Genomic DNA, 7,077 nt, shown 5'->3' with positions numbered 1-7,077 from the left:
TACCTTTCAGACCACTATTATCGTAACGGTAAGTAAGCCAGTTACCCATCGGCACAACGTGAGAGTAAATTCCTGCTGCTCCACCAACTTCACGATAATTCATTTTAATATTAACTTGATTGTTTCTATTTAAAAGAAGCAATCTATCAATGTTGTCTAAACTGTGGCCAGTAGATTGATAATTCCATCGATCAATTTGTTCGATTCCATCTACTTCAACTTTCAAACCAGTGTCAGCCATTGTTTGAAGGAAATAATCGCCCTTTAGTACTTGAGATTGGTCAAATAAAATTTCAAAATTATCTTTCAGATTTTGTGGACCATTACTTCCCCAGTTACATTCAATTTTTTCAGCAAAAACTGTTTCTCCAATATTAATTTGGGTACATGACTCGTTTGATAATTCAGAAGCATTGGACACTTGGATTGTGGGATAAATAAAAAACAAAACAATAAACAAGCCAAAAAACCTTTTAATTTTATTGACCTCCTTTCTTATTCATTATTTAACATAACTCGTCGCAATAAGCTGCAAGTTACATTGCTTTTATAATAACATAGAAGTCATACTCTATTCAGCAATATTCTACAATTTTTTATTAAAAAAAGAATATTTTCACAGTAGTTACATAAAGAATTTCTTGAAAAATATTTGATTTACAAATATAATTCATATTAGGTATGTGTATGCATGATTTATGTTAAAATCATTGATATATTAAAAGTCTTTATAATTTTGAAGACACTACCGACTTATAGGAGGAAAATACACAATGAAAAAAGTAATCACATACGGTACATTTGACTTGCTTCACAATGGCCATATAAATATTTTACGCCGTGCAAAAGAATTAGGAGACCATTTAACAGTTGCTATTTCGTCTGATGAATTTAATGCTATTAAAGGTAAAAAAGCTTATCACAGCTATGAAAATCGTAAAATGATTTTGGAAGCAATTAGATATGTGGATAAAGTCATACCTGAACATGAGTGGGAACAAAAGATTGATGATGTAAAGAAGTATAATATTGATGCCTTTGTAATGGGAGATGACTGGAAAGGCAAGTTTGACTTCTTGAAGGATTATTGTGAAGTCATTTATTTACCAAGAACAGTTGGTATCTCCACTACAAAAATTAAAAATGATATGAAAAAGGTAAATAATGCTTAGAGAAGTTGCAATAAGTCTTTACCTGTTCCTATTCAGGATCATGTTTTCTTTCTTTAAACTTTTTCCACAACAAGAAAAAACAGTCTTAGTTAGTTCATTTGGTGATAATATCTATCATGTTGCTAGTAAAGTGAGTCAACAAACCGATCAGAAAGTAGTTGTTTTAAAAGATTCACATTGTCGTACAGATTTTTCTGATATTAGCAATGTGCAAATTTTACAATTTCATGTATTTCAAGTGATAGATTATATTCGTTCTATTTATCACCTGGCCACATCCAAAGTGATTTTTATTGATAATTACTTTGGATTTTTGTCTGTTACATCTTTCAAACCAAATGTCAGTTGTGTACAGCTTTGGCATGCTGCTGGTGCTATTAAACAATTTGGATTAATGGACCCGTCGAATGCTGCACGATCAGATAGAGCCAATAGACGATTTCAAAAAGTCTATGATCGGTTTTCTTATGTAGTTGTCGGGTCTGAGAAAATGAGTAGGATTTTTCGTAAAAGTTTTGATTTGTCAGAGGATCGGATACTAAGAACCGGTATCCCTCGTACTGATTTCTTCTTTGATAAATATCAGATAAAAGAGGTTGAAGGACAGTTAAAGGCTAATCTACCAATGCTACAAAAGAAAAAGGTAATCTTGTATGCACCAACGTTTCGACAAGGAGAATTGCATCAAGTAAGCTTGCACCTAGATATTGAAAAGATGTATAAGACATTAGGAGACAGCCATGTATTGTTGCTACGTCTCCACCCTGCAATTCAAGGGAAATTCGAAAACTACTACCCTGATTTTGTTATTGATGTTTCGGACTATGAAAATATTAATCATTTATTAGTTATAACAGATATATTAATTACAGACTATTCGTCCATCCCGTTTGAGTTTTCATTACTAGAAAAACCAATGATTTTTTTCACTTATGATTTAGATTCTTATACAGTAAAGCAAGGCTTTTGGGAGGATTACCAAACAAATCTCCCTGGTCCTGTCGCTCACACGACTGATGAAATCGTTTCATTGATTCAAAGAAACCAATTTGATTTCAATCTAATAAGAAATTACGCAAAAAAATGGAATGCCTATTCACGCGGTAATGCTAGTGCAACTATTGTTCACTTTCTGTATGATGAAGTCCAAGCAGACGTGGCAGGAAGCATATAACGAAAAAAACTTTTCCAACCAATAACATGTTGGAAAAGTTTTTTTATTTTCTTCGTTCTAATAATTTTAACAACGGACGATAATTTTTGCTAATTAAACCAGTAATTTCAACCAACACTTCAACTAAAATGGTTAGTGCAAGTAACATAATAGTAGTGCCCCACATTGTTGATTTCGTGAAAATGATTGCAGCTAAACTAAATAGTGCACTCATTGAGTAAATTAAAATTACTGTTTGTTTGTGACCGAAGCCTAAGTTTAATAAACAATGATGCAAATGTAGCTTGTCTGGTGAGAAAAATGGTTTCTTATGCACCACACGCCTAACAATTGCAAAGAACGTGTCCAATAGTGGAACACCTAAAATAGTGATTGGAACAATTAAAGAGAACAATGTGGCATTCTTAAATCCTAGAATAGATAAAACACCAATCATATACCCCAAAAATAGCGCTCCTGTATCTCCCATAAATATTTTTGCTGGGTGAAAATTATACACTAAAAAGCCTAATGTACTTCCAAGCAGCATAAATCCTACAAATGCAACGAATCCATCTCCCAGCGAGATTGCTAAACCAGAGATCGTGATTAGTGCAATAGATGATACACCTGCTGCTAACCCATCTAAGCCATCAATTAAGTTAATTGCATTCGTTACGCCAACAATCCAAAAAATTGTGATCGGAACGCTTAAATAACCAAAATGTAATGTTTCTCCAAATGGTAAATTGATAAACGTTATCTGCGCACCACCTAATACAACAATGGTTGCGGCTAAAAGTTGAACTAAAAACTTAACTTTTGCTGATAGATCGTATATATCATCTAAAATACCAGTGGCTGTTACTAAAATGGCCCCAATGAATATTGGCCAAAAATAAGGGCTATCCGGATTAAAGATAATAAAACCAATCATAAAACTAATAAATATCGCTAAACCACCTAGTCTCGGCATCGTTTTAGCGTGTATTTTTCGCTGATTAGGTTGATCGACAGCGCCAATACGAATGGCTATTTTTTTTACAAAGGGTGTTAAGATAATTGCTACAATAAAACATAGAAGCAATGCAATATATTTCATACTTTCCCTCCCGATCACCCTGACATGTCTTTTTCATTCCAAGTACAGTCTGTTTAAAAATTAGATTTACATTAATAATAAACGGATGTTTTGTTAAAAAGTTTCACATCTCATTTAAATTTGCATAGAACTCTTATCACTATAACATAATCCCCTAAAAAAATCATGTATTTTATTTTATCAACTAGTTATGTGATTATCCCCGTATCTAATGATAAAGAAATATACAAGATTTACGATTAGTATGAGAGCGTTAGTTCATGTTTATTCACTTATGATCTTGTTGAATAAATTGGTTAAGAATCGATAATAATCTTGTCTTACCTGATTGAAATGTTTTTGGTTGAAACTGTTTGCTTTGCTCTAACACATGAGATAGCTGGTTCGTATCACGGCAAGCTAGCAAGTGACCTTGGTTTTCAAATGCATCGATTAATTGCAGTTGATGGTCATCATTGTGTTCACGATACTTCTTTAATCGTGGAACAGCAATAATTACTTTGCCTTTCTTTAGTCCAGTAATAACTGATCCTGTTCCAGCATGGGTAATAATTAAATCAGCCTGTTCATAAAGCTGATCCATTTGTTCATAGGTAAGGAATTGGTACATCTCTATCTGATTACTTTGATATTTCGTATGTCCGATTTGTGCAATTACTTGGTCTTTAATCCTATCTTTTGTGATTAAGTCATCTATCTCTTTTAGTAAGCGAGTAAAAGGGAGCTCATGGGTACCTAATACAACCAGTATCAATAAATAGACCCCCCGTAAATTGCTTTTGGATAAATTTCTTTCATTGATTCCCATTGTACGATAAACAAATCAGAAATTGGATAAACTAATCGTCCAGATAGAGTTGGACTAGTTGATTTAGCAAAACTTTCGATAAAAACAACTTTCTTTCTGAACAGTTTTGCAATGTAGCACATAGGAACGGCCGTATGTGCTCCTGTAGTAATAATGATATCTGGTCTGTGCTTTAAAAAAATACACAATGACTTGATTGTATTGTATGAGAATTTAAACATATATCGAAATGGATAATTTCTTGCACCATACAATAACAACGAAACGGAATATTTATTTTTAAGTTCTTTAGTAATTGATGATTTTTCCGTAACGATGTGATATCGATAATTTTCAAAGATAGATTCTAATTGTAACAATTGGGTTAAATGTCCACCTATTGAGGAAATAAGCAGTAATTTCTTTTGCTTCATCGTAAGTTGCTCCTATCTGCTGTAAATTGTAATTAGTGAATCAATCAACTTCTCCTGATCGTTTTGTTTTGCTTTTATTTCCCCGTAGTGGATCATTTTTTTTTGTAACGTTTCGTTAGACAATACCTCCTTTATCCCTTGAGCAAGTATATTAACTTGCTTCGGTGGAACAGATAGTCCAGCCCCTCCTTCTAATAAGACACGTAGCCCTCCTACACTTGTACCAATTACCGGTGTATGACACGCCATTGCTTCTAATGCAACTAGTCCAAATCCTTCCATGTGTGATGGCAGAACACATACATCAGCCGCAGCCATCCATGTTGCAACTTCTTTTTGTGGCTTAGCAGAATGAAAGCTCACATGCTCAAGCTTCTGTTGTTCAATTGATTGAAATAATTTCTGATAAAAAACAGGATCTTTTTTTGAACCTATTAGGTGTAACACTAGATTGGGATTAGTCTTTTTTAACAGAGCATAAGCCTGCACCAGTTCAATTAATCCCTTTGCTTTAAGAAAATTACCAACGTATAAAATAATTTTTTGTGCTTGCTCTAACTGTAAAGTCGTTTTGGCTTCTTGTTTAGGAATTGGTCGAAATACATTTCGATTTACCCCCATATTAATGACGTGTATTTTCTCTCTGAAAATCTTAAATTCGTTTAAAATGACTTGTTTCAAACCCTCTCCAACAACAATAATTTCATCAGCTTGTTCCAAAATACGTTTCGTTTGCCTATAAATCCATGGATGTAAGCGTACCATTTTGTCAATATCACCACCATGTGCGGTAACGATTAACTTGGCTTTAAACAAACGTTTAAACCATAAACCAATCCAACCACTAGGAAATACATAATGTGCATGGACAATATTGTATTCGCTTCCTTTTTTCAAAAACAATAAGAGAGCTTTCATCAGCCAAATACTATATTTTTTTATAACCATAGTCTTCCCCCTTTTTGGTTCTTTTATTGCGAGAACATCTACACAATACCCCTGCTTTCTAAGTTGTTCTACTTGATTTTTAACAAAAACACCAAATGAAGTGTGCTGTTTTGACGGATACATGGTGGTAATGACTAGTATGTACTTATTCGTTTGTTGCATATTAGCCCTCCGTTCTGTTTTTTACTGTTGGATGTGTCAATGCATATACATATCCAATTGCAATAGCCAGATAAATACTAACTGCCGGAGAGGAAAGGACATGCCCTGCCACTAGCGCAGCACCAAAACCAATACAAATGCTCATACCAATCATAATCACTTCCCAGTTCAATTTAATTGGTTTTACAAGAAATATGTGCTTGAATAGTCTTACTGCAATCATACAAATTGGTGCAATTAAAAGGATAAAGCCAATTACACCAAAACCAAATAGCCAATCTAATAGATCCATTTCAATCAGTTTTGGTTCGGTTTGATAATTTCCCCCATAGCCCATGCCGAAAAGTTTTTGTGAGGGTGATGCATCTTGATATTGTTGCATTGTTTGTTTTAAAAAATCACTTCGGCCACTTAAAATATGGTTGAATCCTTCTGCATCTTCCTCTAATAATTGATTTTCTGTGTCGGTTGATGGCGAGAATGATGGTCCTAACGTAATATGTAGATTTTGACCAATTGATGAAAATGGTAACCATATTAGTGTAGCTGCGAAAAGAATGCTCGGGATTAATATATGTAACATCGTTTTTTTTCTAAAAAAGAATTCTGATATTCCAATGATGACCGCTAGAATTAAAAACAGAATCAATCCACCAAAACTTACTTTTGTTCCAATCGTCATCATTGCCCAACAAAGAATACCTAACAGACCAAATAAAATCATCTTGACACGTGTGTTTTTTTGTCTAAAAAAATATAGTAGGATGAATCCAAAACCCATTGCTAAAATTGCACTTAATTCATTCCCGGAGAAAAACCATCCCGAATGGCCAGCTTTTAGCAACATGTCGTAAGAACGCTTTCCTGTATTAGTTAATTCTGCGAGCACCATAACAACCGCAATTATTGCCATACTAATCGTGACTTTTCTTAACAGGATGTTTTGCCAATTGTTTTTACGACTGATTGAAAAAATCACACAAACATAAACGATTAATAATTCAATAAAGAAAATAGTTTTAGTGATATGTGTTAACTCCACTACTAGCGAAAACGGTTCTTTAAACAAATAGCTAACAAGCAGGTGGATTGAAAAATAAAGGATCAGAATGATATGATAAAAAAATGCGAGCTGTTGGATTTTTTTATTTTGATTAAACAACAGATAAATCATTCCTATAAAGATAGCTAACACTCGAATGACTTCTGAAATCGGCAAACCTAGAAAAGCAAATAGATCAAGTATTGGTTGAATGAATATAAAAATAAGGAATATAGATTCGATTCGTTGCATGGTATTAGATTTTAATTGCCTCATA

Annotated in this window: 7 protein-coding genes and 1 pseudogene; 2 read left to right on the top strand and 6 right to left on the bottom strand. The window is 33.5% G+C overall.

Annotated elements, in window-relative coordinates:
- Positions 1–448: pseudogene (locus ACH6CY_RS11630) on the bottom strand (hypothetical protein); the annotation flags it as partial.
- 325 nt (positions 449–773) lie between these two features.
- On the opposite strand from ACH6CY_RS11630, the gene tagD reads away from it, so the two are divergent.
- Both tagD and ACH6CY_RS11620 read left to right on the top strand, forming a co-directional pair.
- On the top strand, positions 774–1,172 hold the full coding sequence (gene tagD, locus ACH6CY_RS11625) for a glycerol-3-phosphate cytidylyltransferase (protein ID WP_374067501.1): 399 nt from the start codon (positions 774–776) through the stop codon (positions 1,170–1,172).
- Complete coding sequence (locus ACH6CY_RS11620; protein ID WP_374067500.1) at positions 1,165–2,346, top strand: CDP-glycerol glycerophosphotransferase family protein; 1,182 nt, start codon at positions 1,165–1,167, stop codon at positions 2,344–2,346. Before tagD ends, ACH6CY_RS11620 begins: the two co-directional genes overlap by 8 nt.
- Before the next feature lie 43 nt (positions 2,347–2,389).
- Here the strand turns inward: ACH6CY_RS11620 and ACH6CY_RS11615 are convergent, their stop codons facing one another.
- From ACH6CY_RS11615 to ACH6CY_RS11595, 5 genes are all read right to left on the bottom strand, one after another.
- Positions 2,390–3,427: a glycosyltransferase family 4 protein gene (locus ACH6CY_RS11615; RefSeq protein WP_374067499.1), complete on the bottom strand. Its 1,038-nt coding sequence runs from the start codon at positions 3,425–3,427 to the stop codon at positions 2,390–2,392.
- 268 nt (positions 3,428–3,695) lie between these two features.
- Positions 3,696–4,181 carry a PssE/Cps14G family polysaccharide biosynthesis glycosyltransferase gene (gene pssE, locus ACH6CY_RS11610; protein ID WP_374067498.1) on the bottom strand — a complete coding sequence of 162 codons (486 nt, stop codon included), beginning with the start codon at positions 4,179–4,181 and terminating at the stop codon, positions 3,696–3,698.
- A complete protein-coding gene (gene pssD / locus ACH6CY_RS11605; RefSeq protein WP_374067497.1) occupies positions 4,178–4,648 on the bottom strand; it encodes a PssD/Cps14F family polysaccharide biosynthesis glycosyltransferase in 471 nt (156 codons plus the stop codon). Before pssD ends, pssE begins: the two co-directional genes overlap by 4 nt.
- 12 nt (positions 4,649–4,660) lie before the next feature.
- Complete coding sequence (locus ACH6CY_RS11600) at positions 4,661–5,758, bottom strand: glycosyltransferase (RefSeq protein ID WP_374067496.1); 1,098 nt, start codon at positions 5,756–5,758, stop codon at positions 4,661–4,663.
- A 1-nt stretch (position 5,759) separates the two neighbouring features.
- Positions 5,760–7,076 carry an O-antigen ligase family protein gene (locus ACH6CY_RS11595; RefSeq protein WP_374067495.1) on the bottom strand — a complete coding sequence of 439 codons (1,317 nt, stop codon included), beginning with the start codon at positions 7,074–7,076 and terminating at the stop codon, positions 5,760–5,762.
- Position 7,077: the final 1 nt, after the last annotated feature.

Origin of the sequence: Paraliobacillus sp. JSM ZJ581 (genome assembly GCF_044383835.1) — a bacterium.
In the GTDB taxonomy this organism is placed as follows: domain Bacteria; phylum Bacillota; class Bacilli; order Bacillales; family Amphibacillaceae; genus Paraliobacillus.
The sequence above is the reverse complement of the archived record's forward strand: the minus strand, read 5'-3'. Positions and strand labels throughout refer to the sequence as shown.